Source organism: Bacillus paralicheniformis (genome assembly GCF_001042485.2).
GTDB classification, from domain to species: domain Bacteria; phylum Bacillota; class Bacilli; order Bacillales; family Bacillaceae; genus Bacillus; species Bacillus paralicheniformis.
This window is the reverse complement of sequence record NZ_LBMN02000038.1, coordinates 1-20,293: the sequence shown is the minus strand read 5'-3', so window position 1 is coordinate 20,293 and position 20,293 is coordinate 1. Positions and strand designations below refer to the sequence as shown.

Below are 20,293 nucleotides of genomic sequence, written 5' to 3'. Positions count from 1 at the left end.
GAAACTTATCAATATCAAGATGACTGGACGGATGCGGATAGACAGCAGCCTTTTACTTATGGCGGCTACCCCTATCCGCGGCCAAGACCGCGCCCTAGACCGAGACCGCCGTTTTATCCGTATCCATTCTTCTATCCGTTCTTTCCTTTTTATCCATACTACCCTTACTACCCGTACCCTTGGTAATGGGTAAAGCGAAGCTGTCTGGTGAAACAGACAGCTTTTTTCATTTTGATGAATTTTTCAAAACGCTTCCACGAATAATAACAGCGATATGATAAAAGCTCTATATTTCCAAAAGAGAACAAAATTGGATGTGGGTGTCGTTATTCGTCAAAAAGACCAGCAAGGAAAAGCGATATTTAATTTTCGCATTCAGTGTCATTCTTCTCTATGTCCTTCCGCTTTACATATTAAATGAAGACGCTCATATCCGCGTGCATGACAACCTGGATTCCAACATTGCATGGTATAAGGTGCTGGCGGAAAGCGGTCAACTGCTCGGCGGTGTTAAAGCCGTTATTCCGCAAATCATCAACGGACTGCCGCGGGATGCTTACGGAACGGAATGGAGCGGCATTGTCTGGCTTCATGCCTTGTTTCCCTCGATGACCGCATACGCTATAAGCCAAACGATCACGAGGGTGTTTGCCTTTGTCGGGATGTACCTGCTGCTGAAAAGCCATTTGATTCGCGATGAAAAAGCGTATTTCATCAGAATCGCGGTATCACTTGCTTTTGCCCTGACACCCTTTTGGCCTTCGGGAATGCTCAGCACGCTTGGCCATCCTTTAGCTTTATGGGCTTTTTTAAACATCAGGGCAGGAAGAGACTCATGGAAAGAATGGGCGACCCTTGCGCTTTTGCCGCTTTACTCAAGCTTTGTGCTCGGTTTCTTCTTTTTCCTAGCAGCCGTTTCACTGATTTGGCTTTATGATTTGGTTTCAAAGCGCAGCTTTAACCTTCGCTTTCTCGGAAGCATCGCTCTCATGACGGGCATTTTTCTGGCGATAGAATACCGGCTTGTTTATTCGGTTTTCGCTTCAGGCGAAACGATGCATCGGGTTGAATTTATTTCATCCAGGCACGACATCCTTCATTCGTTTCGGCTGTCATTTAAAAATTTCGTGCTCGGCCACAATCATGTCATGACCGTCCATACGGCGGTGATCCTGCCTTTGATTGTGCTCACTTTTGGGCTCGTCGTTGCGAGACAACGAAAAAAGCGGCCAAGAGAAGAAAAGCTGTTCATCTTTTTATTCATTTTAAATTATGCGCTTTCTTTATGGTATGCCCTCTGGTTCAACAAGCTGTGGGCGCTTCCCAAGGAAAAGATCAGTCTGCTTTCGGCATTCAATTTCGCGCGTTTTCACTTTTTGCGCCCTCTTGTGATATACGCAAGCTTTGCAGTTGCATGCTACATTTTGTGGAAAATGGGGAAGAGATGGCGGCGCTTCGTCCATGCCGCGCTGGTCGCCCAGCTGCTCGTGCTTATACCGTTTCATGAAGAGCTGACTTACGGCGCATACCACCATGCCCCGACCTTTCGGGAATTTTATGCATCAGATCAGTTCAAACAGATCAAACGGTTCATCGGCCGGTCTCCCGATTCCTACCGGGTGGCGAGCATCGGCCTGCATCCCGCGATTGCGCAGTATAACGGTTTTTACACACTTGATACGTATGCCAATATTTATCCGCTGAAGTACAAGTATCAATTCCGGAAAATCATCGCCAAAGAGCTTGATAAAAATCCGGTCTTGAAACGCTATTTCGATGAGTGGGGGAGCCGCTGCTACTTGTTTGTTGACGAGCTCGGAAAACATTACGCGTTCAAAAAGAGCACGAAGAAAAAAATCACGAGCCTCGAATTGAACACTGAAGCGTTCAAAAAAATGGGGGGGCGATATATTTTTTCTTCGGTTCCGATTATGAATGCAGAACAAAACAAGCTGGCGTTTTTAAAGCGGTTCAGCCACCCGCAGTCCGCTTGGAACATCTATGTATATGAAGCGAAATAAGCATCGATAAGGAGGAAGCAAATTGAATCTTCAACAGCCTTTGCTGACAATCGTCATACCCTGCTATAACGAAGAGGACGTGTTTGCCGAAACCGCAAAACAGCTGACTGCGGTATTGGATGATCTCACAGCAGACAAGCTGATCTCTGCAGAGAGCAAGCTTTTATTTGTCGATGACGGATCGACGGACCGCACATGGCCGCTGATTGCTATGGAAAGCACAAAAAACCGCTATGTGACAGGCTTGAAGCTGGCCCGTAATTCGGGACATCAAAAAGCTCTCTTAGCCGGACTAGATAAAGCGAAGCAAAAATCGGATTGCGTTATTTCAATCGATGCCGACCTTCAGGATGACATTTCGGCAATTCGCCGGTTTATCGAAAAATATCATGAAGGCTATGAAATCGTCTACGGTGTACGCCGCAGCCGGAAAACGGATACATGGTTTAAACGAACAACAGCCGCATGGTTCTACCGGATCATGAATAAGCTCGGCATCCAGCTGGTCGATAACCATGCCGATTTTCGGCTTTTGAATAAACGGGCGCTTGAAGAGCTCAGCCGCTATGCAGAAGCAAATGTTTTTCTGCGCGGTCTGGTGCCCCTGATCGGCCTCCGGTCGGCCAAAGTGTTCTATGACCGAAAAGAGCGGCTGGCTGGAGAAACGAAATATCCGCTGAAAAAAATGCTGTCTTTCGCTTTTCACGGGATTACGTCATTCAGTGTCGCTCCGATCCGTTTTTTTACCCTGATTGGCTTCTTCTTATTTTTCCTAAGCTGTATCGCAGGTTTATATGCAATGATTCAAAAGCTGCTCGGCTACACGAATGCTGGCTGGGCTTCGTTGATCATTTCGATATGGTTTTTGGGCGGTTTGCAATTGATGGGGATCGGCATTATCGGCGAATATATCGGAACGATTTTCACCGAAGTGAAAAGAAGGCCGAGGTATGCGGTGGATATCGATTTATATACGGAACGGCTCGGCCGGCGCGAACCTGAAAAACGGCCGGAAACGAAGTTCAGTTGATGACGGATCAAACGGATTACTTAACTTTTACAGTTCATTTTGAATAAGGAAGGATGTACAAATTTATGACAGAAAAACAAACCTCTGGCATGACGGTTGTCGCGATCGGGTCGATCCCATTGATTATGACGTTGGGAAATTCGATGCTGATTCCGATTTTGCCGAAGATGAAATCTGAACTCAATTTATCGCAATTTCAAGTCAGCCTTGTCATTACCGTGTTTTCGATTACTGCAGCGCTCTTTATTCCGCTGCTGGGTTACTTGGCGGACCGCTTCTCAAGGAAAGTGGTGATTATTCCGTGCCTGTTCCTTTACGGGGCCGGCGGGATTCTTGCAGGATTTGCATCGACGACCTTTGCGAACGCTTTCCCGTGGGTGCTTTTCGGGAGAGGACTGCAGGGGCTTGGAGCAGCCGGTACAGCGCCGATCGCAATGGCGCTGACAGGAGACCTTTTTAAAGGATCTGAAGAAAGCCGGGTGCTCGGTCTCGTTGAAGCCTCGAACGGCTTCGGAAAAGTGCTGTCTCCGATTTTAGGATCATTGATAGCATTGATCGCTTGGTTTTGGGTGTTTTTTGCATTTCCTGCTTTCTGTATTGCACCGATCATTTTGACTTGGATTTTTATCAAAGAAAAAGACAAGAAAAAAGATCCGCCGCCTCTCGGAAAATATGTGAAAGGGCTGACAAGCGTTTTTAAACATGAGGGCAGATGGCTTTTCACCGCATATCTCGCAGGGGCCGTCTGTTTGTTTACTCTGTTTGGCATCCTCTTTTACTTATCTGATGTTTTGGAAAAAGAATTTCATACAGACGGCGTAAAGAAAGGTCTGATCTTGGCGATCCCTCTGCTTGTCATGTGTACAACATCATATATTACGGGCAGCAAAATCGGACAAAATCAGCAGCTGATGAAAAAAATGATGGTTATCGGGCTCGCTCTGATTACGGTTTCCTACGGCACACTGTCTTTTTTCTCCGCGCTCATTCCTTTTATTTCGATCCTTGTCATCAGCAGCATCGGTACAGGCTTTGTTCTGCCGTGTGTCAACAGCTTCATAACCGGGGCTGTCGGAAAAGAGAGGCGCGGCTTTGTGACATCGCTGTACGGATCGGTCAGATTTTTAGGAGTCGCGATCGGTCCGCCGATTTTCGGGAGGCTGATGGAATGGTCGAAACTCGGCATGTTTATGTCGATTGCGGGCCTGACATTAGTCGTCGGTGTGTTGGTGCTGACGATGATTCATGTCAAAAAGGAAGACACCAAAAAAGGGGAGAAGGGGCTGCAGCCTGCTGACGCAAGATAGGAGGGAAGAGAAAAAATATGCGCATTGAAAAGGTTGACACATTTCCGCTGTTCCACAGGCTTTCCTCCCCTTACGGCGATGCGAACGGATTGAAAAGCTACAGAACGTGCTACCTGATTCGGATCACGACAGCTTCAGGCCTGTCGGGATGGGGAGAATGTGCGGATTGGCTGCCTGCTTTGGATGCGGGCTTTAAAAAACGGATCATTCCTTACTTAATTGGAAAAGAAGCGGGCAATCGCACGGAGCTTGTCACCGTCATCAAAAAGTGGCATCAGCGGGCCGCAGCTGCCGTTAGCATGGCTTTAACGGACATTACGGCGAAAAAAGCAGGCCTTTCGGTATGTGAATTATGGGGAGGAAAACTGAGGGAGCAGATCCCGGTCTATGCCTCATTTCAATCATATTCAGACAGGCCCGATTGGAGCCGCCATTCCCTCCGGCTCGTCGAAAAGGCCGTGCGGTCCGGATTTAAAACCGTCAAGCTGAAAGCGGGAGGCAAGTTGTTTTCCGAAGACTTGGCGCATATTCAGGCGTTCCAGGAGATGACAGGCCAAAACACCCGACTGATACTCGATGCCAACCAGAGTTATGACCAGGCCGCCGCACGGAAGTGGGAAACGTGGTTTTCCGCCTGGGGCAACGTGCTTTGGTTTGAAGAGCCCATGCCGTTTGACGTTCCCGCTGAATACCGGATGCTGCGTTCAGCGCTTTCTGTTCCGGTTGCCGGAGGAGAAAATGTAAAAGGCGCAAAACCGTTTTTGCCGATTTTTCTGGAGAACGCAGTCGATATTGCTCAACCCGATGTTATGCACTGTGACGGCACAGACGATTTTCAAACCGTTCTGAAGCTCGCCAGGCATTTCGGAAAAAGGGTTTCTCCCCACAGCTATGACGGCGGACTTTCAAGAATGTACGCCGTTTTCGGACAAGCCTGTCTGCCGCCTTGGACCAAAATGGACGGAGAAGATATCGAACCGCTCGAATGGGATGCGATGGAGAATCCGTTCACAAAACTCGTGCCCGTCAGCATAAAAGACGGATACATTCAAGTCCCGGACAAAATCGAAATCGATACAGAGCTCGTAGAAGCGTATGGATGGGACGGCTCATCTTACATGTGAAAGCGCCAATTCGAAAAAATGTGATATTTTTCATTTCCCCTTACATATAGTAGGAAGAGGACAAGTTTCTTTAAAGGGGATTATATCCGTATGGGAAGAAAGCTCAAAATCGTACATGCTATCGTGTTGGGCAGCGTGTTACAGGGTCTCGGCATGGCGCTGTTTTTGTTTCCAAACCATATTCCTTCAGGGGGCGCAGCCGGCATCGCTGTTTTGCTCAATTTTTGGTTTCAGGTTCCGCACGGATTAACCGTCTGGGCTGTCAACTTTTCGCTGCTTTTAACGGCCGTTAAATGGCTTGAACCCGTAACGGTCTTCGGGACGATGGGGGCGATTACCATGACGTCCGTTTCGGTGCAGATCTTCGAATCCTGCATGCCCGTCATGACGACGAACAATATCTGGCTGGATTTATTTTACGGATCCGTCCTTTTGGGGACGGGGGTTGGATTGCTATATAAATACAATATTTCTAACGGCGGTTTTGGCGCCCTGGCTTTAATGATATCGATTTACCGCGGCGGAAAACCGGGAACTGCACTGTTTATGATGAACGCATTCATCTTCCTTTTGACGGCGTCTGTCATCGCCTGGGGAATCGTTATCCAAGCTCTAATCTGCCAGTGGATTTCTACGAGGATCATCGATGCGATTTATCAGATTCGCTTCCGTCCGTTATTGATGCCTATCGCCAGTTTCCGCAATAAAAAATAGGCCGCTTTTCAAACGACCCTAATCATATAAATAAAATGTATCTGATCGAAGTCCCAGTCTCAGCGTTTCAAGCGGAATGGCATCCTGAAACGGTATATTCGCCAAATTGGCGTCAGGACCGATTTTTTCAATGAAACACGTCTGCAGCTGTTTCGTCGGCGCTTCAAAAATTAAATCCCTTGAAGCGATGCCGGAATGAAGGATCTCCTCAATAAGCTGGGACCGCATTTCTCCATCGCTTTTGCACAGCCCGCTCGTGCCGCTTTCCCTCGTTTCCGTGATCACTTTCTCGGCCCCGGCTTCAAGATCTTCGAGGATGTAATCGATCCATTCGGCTGACTCGAGCTCACTGCTGAGGGCGCTGTCTTTGCTGCCGACTTCGCTGAACACGTGAAACTCTTTCGAAAAATCGGAAATAAAGCTTGCTTTATCTTTATTAGAGAGACGGACCGTTCCGTTTGATATTTCCACATAACGACATCCATATAATTTGCAGTAGCGATAGTAATCTTCAATTTTATCCTGGCTTAAAAACTTCTCAAACAACGTTCCGCCAAAAAAGAATTGAACGTCATTTTGCTTCAGACAATCGATTTTCTCAACCAAATATTTCGTAATTAAAGATGTTCCCCATCCAAATTTCACAAAATCTATATAATCTGCCGCTCCGTGAATCGTATCTTTAAAAAAGTTCAAGGGAACCCCGTTATCAATCAGGATGGTGATCCCTTTTAATCTTGGTTTAAGCTGCCTGTCGGGCAGTATCAGTTCAGATGAAATCATTGATTACCCCTCACAATCTGCTGTATCTTTCATACTTTTAGGTAAATGTCTGTCGGCCATTATTCAGCTGTCACAATAAGAATTCACCTTTTCCCGTTTATCGTTTCTCCCATTCATGTGTTGCCGTTCGGCAAGGAGTGATCTTCGTCCACCTCCCATTAGGCAGCATGTTAGCCTCTCATCTCCTGACTTGCTTCTCAACTAGGTATCTATCCATTTTGTGAAGTCAAAGTAAGTATATTCGCCGTCCTTTCATATGGTTCCTCACTAGTTCTTCACAATGAAAACTGACGTAAAAAGAAGGCCCGCGACAGATACGCGAAGCCCTTACTTAATCTTAGAAAATATATCAGTATATCAAATCCGGATCTCTCACCGCCAGTTTTTATTTTAATGCCGCAAGACAGATGTAATGATTGACTGATATGAATCGGTTTATTTCAATTTGGCGCGCCGGGTCTTTCAGATATTCACAAAATTGCTGAAATCATAACAATTTCCAGATCACATTTAGTTTAAAAAGTGAATAATCTGCCTATATGTTCTTTCAGTTCATGTTTCGTATCAGGGGGTAAGAAAACTAACCTTTAGGGCGTATTGGGGGAAAATCGATGAACGATGTTTTAACGTATCACACATGGAATGAAAAAGCTTCTGAAGAGGTGATGGATACCTTCAGCGGCGAGATGGACGTTTTGAAATGGGCGTACAGCACGTATCAAAAAATTGTTTATGCCTGCAGTTTCGGCGCGGAAGGAATCGTTTTGATCGACTTGATTTCAAAAGTTGTGAAAGAAGCGGACATCGTGTTTTTAGATACAGGACTGCATTTTCCGGAAACATATGAACTTATCAATGAAGTGAAAGATCGCTATCCCGGTCTGTCGATTCGCTTTTTAAAACCCGGCCTCTCGCTTGAAGAACAGGAAAAACGCTATGGCAGCGAACTTTGGAAACGCCATCCGGACCATTGCTGCCGCCTTCGCAAGATCGAGCCACTCAGAGAGCATCTGTCAGGGATGGAGGCATGGATGACCGGGCTGAGGCGGGAGCAGTCGGAAACACGGAAACATGTCCGTTATATCAACAAGGACGACAATTTTAAACTGATTAAAATCTGCCCCCTTATTCACTGGACATGGGAAGATGTCTGGACTTACATTAAGCTGAATCAGCTGACGTATCACAAGCTTCATGATCAAGATTATCCGAGCATCGGCTGTGAGGTGTGTACGTCTCCCGTGGCAGACGGCGGCAATTTAAGAGCGGGAAGGTGGGCCCGTCAGGAAAAAACAGAATGCGGGCTGCATCAATTCCGGTAGGAGCTGGGTAAAAGATGACGATTACCATTTTGGCATTCATTATCGCTTTGTTTTTTGCCATGAACATAGGAGCGAGCGGAGCAGCAGCTTCAATGGGAATAGCGTATGGCGCAGGTGCCGTCCGGAAAAGGCAGGCGGCCTTGTGGATCAGCGGAATCGGTGTATTTTTGGGCGCCATGATAGGCGGAGGAGAGGTTGTGAAAACAATCGGTTCAGGCATTATCCCCACGTCTATTCTCAATGTGCATATTGTCGTGATTATCCTCGGAGCATCTGCGATTTCGCTGTTTATTGCAAACATCGCGGGGATTCCCCTTTCAACCAGCGAGGTGACGGTAGGCTCGATTGTCGGGGTCGGCGTCGCATTTCAAGCGGTATTTACCGATAAGCTGTTGGTGATCGTCATGTATTGGCTGATCATTCCGATTGCCGCTTTTTTTCTCGCTTTTTTCATTGGACAATTGCTGAAAAAAGCCGAGAAGAGGCTGCGGTGGCTTAAACAGCAAAAATGGGCGCGGCTGCTCACCGCACTAGTGATTTTAACCGGGTTTTTAGAAGCCTTTTCGGCGGGAATGAACAATGTCGCGAATTCCGTCGGACCTCTCGTTGGAGCAGGCCTCTTGTCAGTCAGCAGCGGAACGTTTCTTGGGGGACTGTTCGTGGCTATCGGAGCCATTTGCCTTGGAAGCAGAGTCATTGAGACGAATGGGAAAAAAATCACCGAGTTTTCGCTTTTGCAAGGGTCATGTGTTTCAGGACTCGGTGCGTCCCTGGTCATCGGCGCTTCGCTATTTGGCATTCCCGTGCCGCAAACCCAGATTACGACTTGCAGCATCATTGGGATTGGCCTTTCTGAAAAGGGAAGGGCAATTTTTCGTAAAAGCGTTATTTTGAAGTTAATGAAAGTATGGGTTGTTTCACCGGTTTTTTCACTTGTCATTTCGTATAGTCTCGTGAAAATCTTTCTCGATTTTGATTTATATTCAGTTGCAGTTGTTTTATGTGTTTTTCTTGCCACTCTTGGATCTGTAAGCCTTATGAAACATGCCAGGCAGAAACAATCAGATGTCCGAAGAAACAGGGATCATGTAAAGTCGATCGTTGGAGGAAGAGGGCAAAAAAGAGAGCCTGCCGCATGGAGGGACTTTAGTTAACCGGGCCCGCCTGTTTTGGATGATTGGGACTAAGGCCCGGAATCAGCCGGATTTAAAAAAGGCGCTCGTGCAGCTTTATCTGTTTCATTGCCTGATCGTGAGAAGTCATGAGCGGAACGGCACTTCTCAGCCGTATGATCGAAGAAGAGGTTGGCACGACGCCGCTATTTTTTGAAGAATACCAATGGATTGGCAGAAGGCGCGGCGCAGCAGATGGCCCTTTTTCTCAGGAAAAGTATTCCTCTGGTTTAAACTACATCCCGATTGTTAACAATGAAGAGAGAGATTCGGGAGGGAACCTTGATGGAATATGTACACTTGGTAGTCGAACTGACGATAGGGTTTGCAGCTTTATTTCTGATGACGAAAATTCTGGGGAAAACCCAATTTGCCCAAATTACGCCGTTTGATTTTATTTCCGCTTTAATATTGGGGGAAATGGTTGGAAACGCGATTTTCGATCAGGATGTCACCATCTGGAAAGTCCTTTTCGCCATCCTCGTTTGGGCCATTCTAATCTATTCAATAGAAGTTTTATCACAAAAAGTGCAAAACATCAGAGGTTTTCTCGAGGGCAGGCCAAGTATTGTGATCAATAAAGGAAAAATCGATTATAATGCCCTCAAAAAAAATAAATTGGACCTGAACCAGCTGCAGACATTGGCACGTGAAAAAGGCTGTTTTTCCTTAAACGAGATTCAATATGCCATCCTTGAAACAGACGGTTCGCTCAGCGTCCTGCCAAAACACAAATACGGGATGCCGACAAAAGAAGACTTAAACATCCCTTACAAACCGGTTCAGCTCCCGGTGCCGTTAATCCTCGACGGCGAGCTCGAAAAGAACAATCTGCATGAAGCCGGCTTTGACGAGCTTTGGCTGCAAAATCAATTATCAAGTCAAGGTATTACACAGTATCAAGAGGTGCTTTATGCGGAATGGCGCGGCGATGAGGGGCAGCTTTACGTTACAACCTATTGATATTGGCAAGCGCGGGTTCGACAAGCTTCGAGCCCGCGCTTTTCTATTTGCGCTCACACGGCTAAAGGATCGTACTTTTTTACCGGTCCGAAAGGCTGTCAATCTCTAAAAAATTCCGTTAAATCATTCAAACGGCCTTCAAATGGAGGAAAGACAAACGACAAAAGGTGCAATTGAAGCTGAAAAATCTGCTTTCAGCCTCTTTTTCTTTTCCTTTTTTCTTCAAAAATCTCCATTTTTCACATGACCTGCGCCGTCCAATCAAAACACGCAAACTTGACATAAATATCTAAAGTGTTAATATACTAACCGTGTTCGAAAAAATACGAACAGAAATGCGAACAAAGGGAGATGTTAAAGATCTTTAATCAAAAAAACGTAGCTTTTATAGGGGCAGGATCAATGGCAGAGGGAATGATCTCAGGCATCGTTCAATCCAAAAAACTGCCTGCTTCGCAAATCTATGTTACAAACCACACGAACCACCGGCGTTTAGAAGAACTCCAGCAGAAATATGGAATACGAGGCGTCAGAAAAGAAGAACTTGACTATCAGAACATCGATTGCTTCATCTTGGCGATGAAGCCGAAAGATGCAGAGAGTGCTCTTATTTCCATGAAACCGCATATTCAACCCCATCAGCTTATCGTGTCAGTTTTAGCTGGCATATCAATTTCATTTATTGAAAACGAGCTGCACGGCATGCAGCCTGTCATCCGAATCATGCCTAACACCTCAAGTGCAATCGGCGCATCTGCAACCGCCATGGCCGAAGGCAGCCATGTAACAGCCGATCTGTCAAAAACCGCGAAACAACTGCTTCAATGCATGGGAGAAGTCTATTCCATCGAAGAAAGCAAAATGGACATTTTCACCGGCATTGCCGGCAGCGGGCCTGCTTACTTTTATTATTTAATGGAGCACATCGAAAAAGCGGGAGCCGAGGCTGGATTAAGCCAAAAACTAACGAGGGAAATCGGCGCGCAGACATTGTTAGGCGCCGCCAAAATGCTGTTGGAAAGCCCTGAAGATACAGCTGTTCTCAAAGACAACATCACTTCCCCTAACGGTACGACTGCGGCCGGTTTAAAGGCCTTGGAGGAAAGCGGCGGAGGCGAAGCGATCGAACAGGCGGTCAAACAAGCCGCAAAACGATCCAAAACCATCAGTCTCGAACTTGAACAATTAGTCACAGCAAAGTAAGCACCCGTAACGAAGAAAAATACTACAGGAGTGATAAAATGACCTCTAATCAACAGAGGGTAGTTGTCAAAGTGGGAAGCAGTTCTTTAACAAGTCTTCACGGCGAAATCAGCAGCAAAAAGCTCGAAAAGCTCGTTGAGCAGATCGTCCGCCTCAAAGATGAAGGGCACGAAGTCCTCCTCGTTTCATCTGGCGCTGTGGCGGCCGGATACCGGAAACTTGGCTTCATTAACAGGCCGGATACATTGCCTGAAAAACAAGCATCCGCATCTGTCGGCCAGGGCTTACTAATCGAAGCGTATTCCAAGCTTTTTTTATCCCATGGCTATATCGCTTCACAAATATTAATCACAAAAAGCGATTTTTCAGATGAAAAACGGTACAACAATGTGAGAAATACGATGAATGTTCTGTTGAAACGCGGCATTATTCCGATCATCAACGAAAATGACACAGTTACCGTCAACCGGCTCAAATTCGGAGACAATGATACGCTTTCTGCTAAAGTGGCGGGTCTGATCGACGCTAACCTGCTGACCATCCTCTCTGATATAGACGGCCTTTATGACGCGAATCCGCGAAAAACGCCGGACGCCGCACTCGTCCGGGAAGTAAATGAAATCACGCCGGAGATAGAAGCTTCAGCAGGGGATGCCGGAAGCGAAGTCGGAACAGGCGGCATGAAGTCGAAACTGGACGCTTTTAAAATTACAATGGCTTCAGGCATCAAAGGATTTTTAGGGCGTGCAGACACCTCCGGTCTGTTGCAAGAAGCAATCAGCGGGACTGCGAGGGGAACGTATTTTATTCCGAATGACGATTCACACACACTCAACCATAAAAAGCAATGGATAGCATTTAACTCTGGACCTGAAGGAGACATCATCGTCCACAACGAAAGCAAAGAGTTTATTATCGACCGTAAAAAAAGCCTGTATCCTTCTAGTATTTACGAAATTAACGGCCGTTTCAGCAACGGTTCCGTCGTTCGAATCCTTGATCAGGAAGGAGAGGAAATCGGCCTCGGCGTCGTCAACTTTTCCTCATCCCAGCTTCGTAAATGGAAGAAGGATACGAATCAGGAAACAGCCGCTTCCTCACAGGCTGTCGTTGACAGAGAAGCGTTTGTCTGTCATTTAGAGCTATCCGTTCCGCTTTAAAAAACAAATCAAAGGAGGAATTGACATGACGGCGACAAGCGAGAACATCAGGGCACAAATCGAAGAAAAAGCGATAAAGGCAAAAACAGCTGCAAAATCTTTGCGGCTGACAACTGAAAAAGACAAGAACGAGGCGCTTGCTACACTGGCCGAACATCTGAAACAAAACATGAGCTATATTCTCACTGAAAATGCCAAAGATATTGAAGCGGGACGAAAAAAAGGCTATGATGCAGCCTACATCGACCGCCTGTCGCTCAATGAAGACAGGGTACTGGATTTTGCCGATGGACTGCTGGAAGTCGCGGAACTGGATGATCCGGTCGGAGAAACGCTATCAAGCTGGACGCTCGACAACGGGCTAAAGGCGGAAAAAGTCAGCGTTCCTCTCGGCGTCATCGGCATGATCTATGAAGCGCGTCCGAATGTGACTGTCGATGCGACCGGGCTCGCTCTAAAATCGGGCAATGCGATCGTTTTGAAAGGCGGCTCTTCCGCCATTCATTCGAATACAGCGATCGTATCGGTCATGCACCAAGCGCTGGAAACGACAGACATTCCCCGCGATGCTGTTCAATTTATCGAAAGCACGGACCGAAGCGCCACGAAGCAGCTCTTCAAGATGAAAGAGCATATCGATGTACTCATCCCCCGGGGAGGCGGTGCCCTCATTCAGGAAGTCGTTGAGAACGCAACCGTTCCCGTTCTTGAGACGGGAGTCGGCAATTGTCACATCTATATCGACCGGGAAGCAGACCCTGAAAAAGCAATCAATGTCATGATCAATGCGAAAACAGACCGCCCCGCCGTCTGCAATGCGCTTGAAACGCTGATCGTTCACGAAAAATGGCTTGAGGAAAACAGTGCAGCGCTTATCAATGCTTTAAACGAACACGGTATTAAAGTTCACGGGGACGAAAAGGCGGTTCAATGGATTCCAGGCGCGATACCAGCGGGGGAAGCCGATTGGCAGAACGAATATTTAAGCCTTGATCTCGCGGTTAAAGTCGCAGCAAGTCTTGAAGAAGCCTGCGATCATATCGAAACATACGGAACAAAGCATTCAGAAGCGATTATCACCGAAAATCCGAAAACAGCCAAGGCTTTTCTGAATACCGTTGATGCGGCAGCACTGTATCACAATGCCTCAACCCGGTTCACCGACGGCGGCGCACTCGGCTTCGGCGCGGAAATCGGGATTTCTACACAGAAGCTTCACGCCCGCGGACCTATGGGTCTGAAAGAATTGACCACATGCAAATATATCATGAGAGGCGACGGCCATATCAGAAGATAAATAAAAAAGCTTGCATTGAAACTGCACCTCAATTGTCACCTGACAATCTTGAGGTGCAGTTTTTTCTTACGGCTGCATCCGCCGTATCACGGAAAACATACGGCGCTGTGGTTTTTCTTTAAGCATCCTTTAAAATCCTTCCTTTACATCCTTTCAATCAAATTACATAATGATCTATGATATAGGATTCAAAAGGAGAGTGTACGTTATGCAACCCCCAACCGGAAAAACCTGCGTTCCGACCGGTGTGGATCTTAAAAACACCGGTTTTGGATATACGTTGTCATTGATAAGCGGCAAATATAAAATAATCATTCTATATTGGCTGTCTGAACGCGAAGTGATGCGGCATAATGAGCTGAAGCGAAGCATCGGCACCATTTCCTTCAAAACGCTGAGCATCATGTTAAAAGAGCTGGAGGCAGACGGCCTTATTATACGTAAGGAATTTCCCCAAATTCCCCCAAAGGTGGAGTATTCATTATCTGAACGCGGACGTTCTCTCTTACCTTTGTTCAATATGATGTGTGAGTGGGGAGAGAAAAACAGGCTGGGCTGACAGCCTGTTTCAACCGGAATGATTTCCGCAAAACTTAAAGATTGTCAATAAAACGCAAATAATCCCGGGCGCTTTTCTCCAATTCTCCCGCTCCCGGCCCGGTCGCTTCTTCCTCATTTCCGCCGGGCTCATTTTCCTTGCCGTAAAACGCAAAAAATGAACGATAGTCTGCATGACAATATCGGAATGTCGTTTCAAATGGAACTAATATTTGTTCAAGCGTATAGCGGTACCTTCCGTTTTCACCATAATCTTCTTCTTTAATTCCGGCGGATACACCTAATGCCACTTTACGATTTTTTAATCGATCACCTCCATTTGAACCATAAGCCCATCCGTAAGCCAATACATCATCAAGCCATTTTTTAAGAAGAGGCGGACAGTTAAACCAATAGATAGGGAATTGAAAAACAAGATTGCCGTGCGCTTCCACCAATTTTTGTTCTTTTTCCGCGTCAATGTTTCCATCCGGATATACGTCGGACAATTCGTGAACCGTATACTTTTCCGGATATTTTTTGAGCTCCTCTACCCAGCGCTTATTGATAACTGATGTTTCTAAACTTGGATGTGCAACGATAATCAGTGTTTTCAAAAATTTTCCTCCTCCGGCATGTTTTCATCTTGATTATAAAGTTCACACTGCGAATTTGTAAGTATGCACTTTTGGTTCAGGTACTTACGTAAAGGTAAGTATCAGTTGTCATCAAACGGTCCGATTTTGCCTGTCCAAAATCCTCTGGCATGAAAAATGCACTTTTTTAATATAATGTTACAAAGCTCTGCTGCCTAAGGAATTTGACGATCCAAAAAGGGGGTCACTTTATGAATTTTGAACTAACAAGAGAACAGCAAATGGTTCGCGAACTCGCCAGAGATTTTGCGAAACAGGAAATTGCACCGCATGCCGAACATGTTGACAGGACGGGAGAATTTCCGGTTGAGACATTTAAAAAAATGGGGGAGCTCGGCCTCTTGGGGATTCCGTTTCCGGAATGCTACGGCGGGTCAGGCGGGGATACGATTTCCTATGCGCTTAGCGTCGAAGAAATCGGCAAAGCGTGCGGGAGCACCGGTCTAAGCTATGCTGCGGCTGTATCGCTCGGGGCTGCACCGGTTTATTATTTCGGCACCGAAGAACAAAAACAAGAATATCTCGTGCCACTTGCGACGGGCCGGGCGCTCGGAGCGTTCGGGCTGACCGAACCGAATGCAGGATCAGATGCGGGCGGCACCCGGACAAAAGCCCGCTCGGAAGGGGACAGCTATGTGATCAGCGGGGAGAAATGCTGGATCACCAATGCCGGATATGCCCGGACCGTCATCGTCACCGCCGTCACCGGAAAAGATGACAACGGAAAAAACATCATCTCCGCCATCATCGTTCCGACAGATTCGGAAGGCTTCACCATTAATAGCGAATATGACAAAATGGGTGTCCGCGGCTCCAATACATCGCAGCTCATCTTGGACAATGTCCGCGTTCCAAAACAAAATCTGTTGGGAAGCCCGGAAAAAGGGTTTAAACAGTTTCTCAATACACTTGACGGGGGCAGAATTTCGATCGCCGCGCTGGCCGTCGGTATCGCTCAAGGCGCATTTGAGGCCGCGCTTGCATACGCACACGAACGAAAACAATTCGGCCGGCCCATCTCCTATTTCCAGGCGATTCAGTTCAAGCTTGCCGACATGGCCATGGAAATTGAGCTTGCCCGCAATATGGTGCTGAAGGCCGCATGGCTGAAAGATCAAGGCCGGCCGTTTACAAAGGAAGCGGCTTTCGCCAAGCTTTATGCCTCAGAGATGGCGTTCAGGACATGTAATCAGTCCATTCAAATACACGGAGGATACGGGTATATGAAAGAGTACGGAGTCGAGCGGATGCTGCGGGATGCCAAATTAATGGAAATCGGTGAAGGAACTTCAGAAATTCAACGGCTCGTCATCGCAAGGCAGCTCGGCATAGGCAAACAAGCGGCAAAATGAAAACGCTTTCCGGGAGAAGGGAGGGACAACGTTGGCAGAGCTGCTCCATTTGACTATCGGAAAATTGTTGGAGAAAACCGCGGCAAACGCACCTGATCACGAGGCTGTCGTCTATCCGGATCGCCGTCTCCGTTATACGTACCGGCAATTTGACCAGTTGTGCAGAAAAGTCGCAAAAGGACTGGTGGCGCTCGGTATTGAAAAAGGTGAACATGTCGCAATTTGGGCTTCCAATACTCCGGAATGGCTCACCGCCCAGTTTGCCTCGGCAAAAACGGGCGCGGTGCTTGTCACAGTCAACACGAACTATCAATTATCAGAGCTTGAATATGTGCTGAAACAGTCAGATGCCACAACACTCATTTTAATGGAATCATACCGGGGCACTTCTTACATTGATATCCTTTACAAACTGATTCCTGAATTGAAGGAGTCGGAACCGGGTAAGCTCGCATCTGAAAGACTGCCTTTCTTAAAAAATATTATTTTGATGGGAGATAAAAGGCATCCCGGCATGTACCTTTGGGATGACATATTAAAGCTCTCCGGTTCGGTAAGCGAAAAAGCGCTTGATCACAGGATGGAACGACTCAAAGAGCATGATGTTATCAATATGCAATATACATCAGGTACGACAGGCTTTCCAAAAGGCGTGATGCTCACTCATTCCAATTTGGCAAACAACGCGGCAAATATTGCGGAATGCATGAATTTATCGAGAAAAGACAGAATGTGCATCCCCGTACCCTTTTTTCACTGCTTTGGATGCGTGCTGGGAACTCTCGCTTGCGTCACCGCCGGTGCGACAATGGTGCCGGTGCAAGAATTCAATCCAAAAGAAGTGCTTTCCGCTGTCGAAACGGAAAAATGCACGGCGCTTCACGGTGTACCGACCATGTTCATTGCCGAACTGAATGATCAAGATTTTGCATCATATGACTTGTCTTCTTTAAGAACGGGTATCATGGCCGGTTCAAACTGTCCGATTGAAGTTATGAAAAAAGTGATCAATAACATGGGGATGTCTGAAATAACGATTGCATACGGACAGACGGAAGCATCACCGGTCATTACCCAGACGAGGGTCAACGATTCGCTCAAAAGAAGGGTCGAAACCGTAGGGCGCGCCTTGCCGAATGTTGAAGTCAAAATAACTGAACCGGGCACAAATCAGGAGGTTGCAAGAGGCGTTCAAGGCGAGCTGTGCACACGCGGCTACCATGTCATGAAAGGCTATTACAAAAATTCTGAGGACACGGCAGCGGTGATTGATGAGGACGGATTTTTGCATACAGGTGATTTAGCCGTAATGGATGAAGAAGGCTACTGCCGGATTACCGGGAGATTAAAAGACATGATCATCCGAGGCGGAGAAAACATATACCCGCGGGAAATAGAAGAGTTTTTATACAAGCATCCCAACATTCTCGACGTCCAAATTGTCGGTGTGCCTGACGAAACATTCGGTGAAGAGGTCTCGGCCTGGATCAAACTGAAAAGCGGAGCATCCATGACAGCTGACGAATTAAAAGAATACTGCAAAGGTAAAATCGCCCGTTATAAGATTCCGCGCTATATCGCATTTGTCGAAGAGTTCCCAATGACGGCATCGGGAAAAGTGCAGAAATTTAAATTAAGGGAGCAAGCGCTTGAACATTTTCAATTGTAATTTTCTCTTGCAAGTGCGACGAACTAAAATGAGGGACTCTTTTGTTAAACGGATCATCCGCACATGTAAACGGATACCGTGTAGCCTAAAGCTTTTGAAAGTGAAGCAAAACTGTATCTTAATTGGTTAAGGTACAGTTTTTTTATGAGATTTTTCAAAAACACGTGAGATGATATATTTTTTACGAATAAATGATGACAATTTATTTCCATTTCTGCTCGGAGTGCGTGGAATTCCAGCTCTGTTTTTTGAATAAAATGGTATAAACATCGTGATATTTTCTCCGCTTTAGAGCTTTTCTTATGTTATGAGCAGTAAAGACAAGAATTTTGCAGATGAGATAAAATAACCATTTTCTAAAAAATTATTGAATTTATTGTAAACATTGTTGTATTTTATCGAATTTGTATTACAATGATTCTCATACGTATGATTTAGCCATATATTGTCATATAACCTGTAATTATTTTACTTTTTTATTCTCTTATATTTGAAATGGAGGGGTTCCATTGAATACAACCTACACTTTGACCCATGCTCAAAGGAGAGTATGGTTTACCGAGCTGCTCGATCCGGGTACAAGTATCTGCAATCTTGCAGCCTGTGTCAAATTCAGGGGCGCTATTGACCTTGATGTGCTGCGGCGGGCTTTGGACTTTTCAGTTTCCCGGCATGATTCACTTCATTTTCAGCTGACAGAAGGGAAAGGGGAAGAGCCTGATCTTTATCTCGCTGAACATCGCTCGCTTTCCATAGAGACCATTGATTTGACAAAGGCCGGCAAGTCCGAACGGAATAAGTGGATTGACGATCAGACTTCGATTCCGTTTAAGCTGTTTCATTCACCGCTTTATCAATTCACCCTGCTGGCGATTTCGAGCGAAGAAGTTTGGCTCTATGCAAAATTCCACCATATCATAATGGACGGTATTTCTCTTAATCTGCTAGGCAATCAACTGATTGAGATGTATCAAAAAATGATTCGGAATGAACCCTTACCTCAACATCATGAACCTTCCTATCTCACCTATATCGAAAAAGAGAAGCAATACTTGCAATCTTCCCGGTTTGAAAAAGACCGTTTATTTTGGACAAACACCTACCACACCATTCCAGAACATTTCCCACTAACAGAAAAAGCCTTGCCTCAACAACAAAGCACCGCCGCTTTAAGAGAAACCCTGACTCTTTCACATCCCTTGGCAGAATCAATCCGACACTTTTGCGAAAAGCATCAAATTAGCATTCTTTCTCTGTTTATGGCTTCGTTTTACATATGCATCAGCAGAATGACATCCAGCAAGGATATTGTGATTGGGACCTATTACGGAAACCGCGCCTCCAGGCTGGAAAAAGACATGCTCGGTATGTTTGTGAGCACACTGCCAATCAGAATGGAAGTTGATCCGGATTGTGATGTTCTTTCATTTGTCACAAGCATCGGGAAAGAACAGCTTTCAGTCATGCGTCATCAAAAATATCCCTACAATCTGCTGATGAACGAATTAAGGCATCAGCATGGTGATCTGCAAAATTTAATTGTCACTTCCATACAGTATCAGCCGCTTCAATGGCAACAAGCGGATGGATTTGTATATGAAACGGCCATGTATTTCAGCGGGCGCACTGCAAATCAGCTGTCTGTTTCAATTAAAGAGCGCCTTGATACCGGTATCATACAGTTAAATTTTGATTATCAAACCGCTATGTTTACTGAACATGACATCAAACGGATTCAATCCCATCTTTTAACCGTTTTGGAGAAGGCGCTTGAGAAGCCGGACCAGCCGATTAAAAACATCGATATGGTAGAGTCCAACGAAAAGGAACGGATTTTGTCTGCTTTTAACCAAACAGATTCCGTCAAACCTTTGGCGCCGACGCTGCATGGTTTTTTCACCCGCCGCGCGGCGCTGTCGCCGAACTTGCCGGCGGTTCGTTTTTCCGGCGGTATCTTAACGTACCGAGAGCTTGATCAGTATA

Annotated in this window: 17 protein-coding genes; 15 read left to right on the top strand and 2 right to left on the bottom strand. The window is 46.2% G+C overall.

Annotation, left to right across the window (positions count from 1 at the left end):
• Positions 1-314 precede the first annotated feature (314 nt).
• The 5 genes from ACH97_RS21640 (at position 315) to ACH97_RS21620 (ending at position 6,196) form a co-directional block, all read left to right on the top strand.
• The gene (locus tag ACH97_RS21640; protein WP_057957867.1) at positions 315-2,021 is read left to right on the top strand and encodes a DUF6044 family protein; all 1,707 of its coding nucleotides are present in this window, start codon (positions 315-317) and stop codon (positions 2,019-2,021) included.
• Positions 2,022-2,043: 22 nt separating this feature from the next.
• Complete coding sequence (locus ACH97_RS21635) at positions 2,044-3,051, top strand: glycosyltransferase family 2 protein (protein ID WP_020451717.1); 1,008 nt, start codon at positions 2,044-2,046, stop codon at positions 3,049-3,051.
• 65 nt (positions 3,052-3,116) lie between these two features.
• Positions 3,117-4,358, top strand: coding sequence for an MFS transporter (locus ACH97_RS21630; protein WP_020451716.1), 1,242 nt, complete (start codon positions 3,117-3,119; stop codon positions 4,356-4,358).
• A 17-nt stretch (positions 4,359-4,375) separates the two neighbouring features.
• The gene (locus tag ACH97_RS21625) at positions 4,376-5,482 is read left to right on the top strand and encodes a mandelate racemase/muconate lactonizing enzyme family protein (protein ID WP_050821058.1); all 1,107 of its coding nucleotides are present in this window, start codon (positions 4,376-4,378) and stop codon (positions 5,480-5,482) included.
• Between the two features lie 90 nt (positions 5,483-5,572).
• Positions 5,573-6,196 carry a YitT family protein gene (locus ACH97_RS21620; RefSeq protein WP_026579600.1) on the top strand — a complete coding sequence of 208 codons (624 nt, stop codon included), beginning with the start codon at positions 5,573-5,575 and terminating at the stop codon, positions 6,194-6,196.
• 18 nt (positions 6,197-6,214) lie between these two features.
• Here the strand turns inward: ACH97_RS21620 and ACH97_RS21615 are convergent, their stop codons facing one another.
• A complete protein-coding gene (locus tag ACH97_RS21615) occupies positions 6,215-6,979 on the bottom strand; it encodes a phosphosulfolactate synthase (RefSeq protein ID WP_020451713.1) in 765 nt (254 codons plus the stop codon).
• A 611-nt stretch (positions 6,980-7,590) separates the two neighbouring features.
• Here ACH97_RS21615 and ACH97_RS21610 point away from each other — a divergent pair.
• From ACH97_RS21610 to ACH97_RS21580, 7 genes are all read left to right on the top strand, one after another.
• Positions 7,591-8,301 (top strand): phosphoadenylyl-sulfate reductase, encoded by a 711-nt coding sequence (locus ACH97_RS21610; protein WP_020451712.1) that lies wholly within the window; start codon positions 7,591-7,593, stop codon positions 8,299-8,301.
• Positions 8,302-8,315: 14 nt separating this feature from the next.
• Positions 8,316-9,455 (top strand): inorganic phosphate transporter, encoded by a 1,140-nt coding sequence (locus ACH97_RS21605; RefSeq protein WP_057957866.1) that lies wholly within the window; start codon positions 8,316-8,318, stop codon positions 9,453-9,455.
• 303 nt (positions 9,456-9,758) lie between these two features.
• Complete coding sequence (locus ACH97_RS21600; RefSeq protein ID WP_020451710.1) at positions 9,759-10,436, top strand: DUF421 domain-containing protein; 678 nt, start codon at positions 9,759-9,761, stop codon at positions 10,434-10,436.
• 351 nt (positions 10,437-10,787) lie between these two features.
• Positions 10,788-11,639, top strand: coding sequence for a pyrroline-5-carboxylate reductase (gene proC, locus ACH97_RS21595; RefSeq protein WP_081044001.1), 852 nt, complete (start codon positions 10,788-10,790; stop codon positions 11,637-11,639).
• A 38-nt stretch (positions 11,640-11,677) separates the two neighbouring features.
• The gene (gene proB / locus ACH97_RS21590; protein WP_020451708.1) at positions 11,678-12,799 is read left to right on the top strand and encodes a glutamate 5-kinase; all 1,122 of its coding nucleotides are present in this window, start codon (positions 11,678-11,680) and stop codon (positions 12,797-12,799) included.
• A gap of 25 nt (positions 12,800-12,824) precedes the next feature.
• Positions 12,825-14,096 (top strand): glutamate-5-semialdehyde dehydrogenase, encoded by a 1,272-nt coding sequence (locus ACH97_RS21585; protein ID WP_048350763.1) that lies wholly within the window; start codon positions 12,825-12,827, stop codon positions 14,094-14,096.
• Positions 14,097-14,304: 208 nt separating this feature from the next.
• Positions 14,305-14,655: a winged helix-turn-helix transcriptional regulator gene (locus tag ACH97_RS21580; RefSeq protein WP_020451706.1), complete on the top strand. Its 351-nt coding sequence runs from the start codon at positions 14,305-14,307 to the stop codon at positions 14,653-14,655.
• A gap of 34 nt (positions 14,656-14,689) precedes the next feature.
• Here the strand turns inward: ACH97_RS21580 and ACH97_RS21575 are convergent, their stop codons facing one another.
• Positions 14,690-15,250 (bottom strand): NAD(P)H-dependent oxidoreductase, encoded by a 561-nt coding sequence (locus tag ACH97_RS21575; protein WP_020451705.1) that lies wholly within the window; start codon positions 15,248-15,250, stop codon positions 14,690-14,692.
• Positions 15,251-15,480: 230 nt separating this feature from the next.
• On the opposite strand from ACH97_RS21575, the gene ACH97_RS21570 reads away from it, so the two are divergent.
• From ACH97_RS21570 to ACH97_RS21560, 3 genes are all read left to right on the top strand, one after another.
• Positions 15,481-16,641 (top strand): acyl-CoA dehydrogenase family protein, encoded by a 1,161-nt coding sequence (locus tag ACH97_RS21570; RefSeq protein ID WP_020451704.1) that lies wholly within the window; start codon positions 15,481-15,483, stop codon positions 16,639-16,641.
• 31 nt (positions 16,642-16,672) lie between these two features.
• Positions 16,673-18,310 carry an AMP-binding protein gene (locus ACH97_RS21565; RefSeq protein WP_081044000.1) on the top strand — a complete coding sequence of 546 codons (1,638 nt, stop codon included), beginning with the start codon at positions 16,673-16,675 and terminating at the stop codon, positions 18,308-18,310.
• 509 nt (positions 18,311-18,819) lie between these two features.
• Positions 18,820-20,293 (top strand): condensation domain-containing protein (locus ACH97_RS21560; RefSeq protein ID WP_241494270.1); only part of this gene is annotated, 1,474 nt, incomplete at its 3' end.

Excerpts from the sequence above, each read along its gene's own strand:
- ACH97_RS21605 (WP_057957866.1), top strand. The coding sequence starts at position 8,316 with ATGACGATTACCATTTTGGCATTCATTATCGCTTTGTTTTTTGCCATG.
- ACH97_RS21620 (WP_026579600.1), top strand. The coding sequence starts at position 5,573 with ATGGGAAGAAAGCTCAAAATCGTACATGCTATCGTGTTGGGCAGCGTG.
- ACH97_RS21615 (WP_020451713.1), bottom strand. The coding sequence starts at position 6,979 with ATGATTTCATCTGAACTGATACTGCCCGACAGGCAGCTTAAACCAAGA.
- ACH97_RS21580 (WP_020451706.1), top strand. The coding sequence starts at position 14,305 with ATGCAACCCCCAACCGGAAAAACCTGCGTTCCGACCGGTGTGGATCTT.
- ACH97_RS21600 (WP_020451710.1), top strand. The coding sequence starts at position 9,759 with ATGGAATATGTACACTTGGTAGTCGAACTGACGATAGGGTTTGCAGCT.
- ACH97_RS21625 (WP_050821058.1), top strand. The coding sequence starts at position 4,376 with ATGCGCATTGAAAAGGTTGACACATTTCCGCTGTTCCACAGGCTTTCC.
- ACH97_RS21585 (WP_048350763.1), top strand. The coding sequence starts at position 12,825 with ATGACGGCGACAAGCGAGAACATCAGGGCACAAATCGAAGAAAAAGCG.
- ACH97_RS21610 (WP_020451712.1), top strand. The coding sequence starts at position 7,591 with ATGAACGATGTTTTAACGTATCACACATGGAATGAAAAAGCTTCTGAA.
- ACH97_RS21640 (WP_057957867.1), top strand. The coding sequence starts at position 315 with ATGTGGGTGTCGTTATTCGTCAAAAAGACCAGCAAGGAAAAGCGATAT.
- proC (WP_081044001.1), top strand. The coding sequence starts at position 10,788 with ATGTTAAAGATCTTTAATCAAAAAAACGTAGCTTTTATAGGGGCAGGA.
- proB (WP_020451708.1), top strand. The coding sequence starts at position 11,678 with ATGACCTCTAATCAACAGAGGGTAGTTGTCAAAGTGGGAAGCAGTTCT.
- ACH97_RS21570 (WP_020451704.1), top strand. The coding sequence starts at position 15,481 with ATGAATTTTGAACTAACAAGAGAACAGCAAATGGTTCGCGAACTCGCC.
- ACH97_RS21630 (WP_020451716.1), top strand. The coding sequence starts at position 3,117 with ATGACAGAAAAACAAACCTCTGGCATGACGGTTGTCGCGATCGGGTCG.